We start from the raw sequence: 1,857 nt of genomic DNA on the forward strand, positions 1-1,857 counted from the left end.
TTTTCTTTGCCTCCATTAGCTGTATCAGTAGTGCCATAAACTGCCCCTGTTCTGGGGCAATCTGCATTACACCCATAGGATGTTGTGCGGTTTCTTGTCTGAGTTGAGTCAAAATTTCCGCTTCTCGCAAAGAAACTGAGTGAAAGTACTCATAAAGCTTACCGTGGAGTCCAAATGTTGTACTAGACATCAGGGATTACTCTCAAATTTTTCATACACTGCTTTAATTATTGTTGACATAACTTGGTCAGTTAGGAAATTTTGTAACCTAAGAATAAACGTTTAAGTGTGTTGAGTCGCTTCAGGGGCGACATGAGCTCTCAAAAGCTTACTATATAAAGCTTTGATGCCAATGAGCTCATACTCGATACAGTCGCCAATTGACCCTCCTTTCATTGTCATGAAGATCCGGAGCCTTATAACATAGTCCAAGGTCTACCCAAAACAGCATATATCTTTTTATACCTTATGGGCTGAAATTATTAGCCAGTATGGATTTCAGATTGCATGTCGCCCCCCAGCAAGGATTTACTCTTTACCATACTCATCTCTAATCATTATTAACCCATCTTTTAAAGAAATTTTAGGCTCCCATCCTAACACCTGTTTCATCTTATTATTACTAGCGCACTGATTGACAATCTCTGAATAGTTTACTCCTCCTTTAACCTCCACATATTTCACTCCTGGTTGGAAAATACTAATAATAATATCTATGATATCTCTTATCCTATACTCCTTACCACTACTAATATTAAAAATTTCACCGATAATATTGGAATTTGACTCTAATGAAGCTTTGGCTACCATGATAATACCTTCAATAGCATCTGAGATATGAATAAAATCCCGTGTATATTCCTGACCATTATTGGTTAAACGTAATTCAGGAGGTAGACCGTTTTGCAATCTTTGTATAGTACGTGGTACTAAACGTGAACTATTCCTATCTAACCCTCCATAAAGATTAGCAAAACGTAAAATAGTTAACGGGACTTTATAAGTAAAGTAAAACGATTGAGCTAACAAATCTGCACAGACTTTAGAGGTTTCATAGATACTTTTTGCTAACAAAGGCTCGTCTTCAAAATAGGGGTTTATTTGAGTTGCATCTCGTCCATAAACCTTATCTGTTGTACTCAAAATTAGATGACATGGATAAATACTTTTTCGTATAGCTTCTAAGAGAATATAAACTGCACGTATGTTGTATTCACAGGTTTCAAGAGGGTTTTTAAAGCACCATCCTTCAACGGCAACACCTGCTAGATGGATTACTAAATCAATGTTGCCTGTTAATATTTTATGAACTACTGTATTCTCAAAATTTTCCAAAGAGCCGATGATAAAATCATCATATAAATTGTGGCTGGGAGTGTTTACATCTGTTGCTATCAAATAAATAGAAGGATACTCTGTTTTAATTTTTTTACATAATTCCCCACCTACATATCCACTCGCTCCAGTTACGAGCCATACTTTATTGCTTAAGATATCTTTTAGCATTTCTAAATATAGATCAACAACAACACAGATTAAAAACGTAATTGTTCAAGAATAATCTTCTGTGATGAGCTAAGAAAGCTGTAAGGGCTAGGAGTCAAACAAAGCTAAAAGCTTTCCAAAAGCGAAGGAATTTTGTCAATACCTCCAAGGATAGAAATAATTTTAAGTGATAATGATAATAAAAAACAGCAATAATTAAATATTATCATTATCATTATTTTATAGGACGCTCCTATTTGCCTCCGGCTTGAATATTGTTTTACTCTCTGGAGCAGACAGGGATGGGAGTTATTCACACCGAAGCATAAACCAAAGTCGAAAAAACAAGCGAGACCACGCTAAAAAGACTCA

General features: G+C 35.6%; 1 protein-coding gene and 1 pseudogene. Both read right to left on the minus strand.

What is annotated here, in order from left to right:
• Positions 1-190, minus strand: a pseudogene (locus F6K38_RS40840) (SAM-dependent methyltransferase); the annotation flags it as partial.
• A 338-nt stretch (positions 191-528) separates the two neighbouring features.
• On the minus strand, positions 529-1,506 hold the full coding sequence (locus tag F6K38_RS40845) for an NAD-dependent epimerase/dehydratase family protein (RefSeq protein WP_287360536.1): 978 nt from the start codon (positions 1,504-1,506) through the stop codon (positions 529-531).
• Between the last annotated feature and the right edge of the window lie 351 nt (positions 1,507-1,857).

This window comes from Moorena sp. SIO3B2, assembly GCF_010692525.1.
Classification (GTDB): Bacteria; Cyanobacteriota; Cyanobacteriia; order Cyanobacteriales; family Coleofasciculaceae; genus Moorena; species Moorena producens.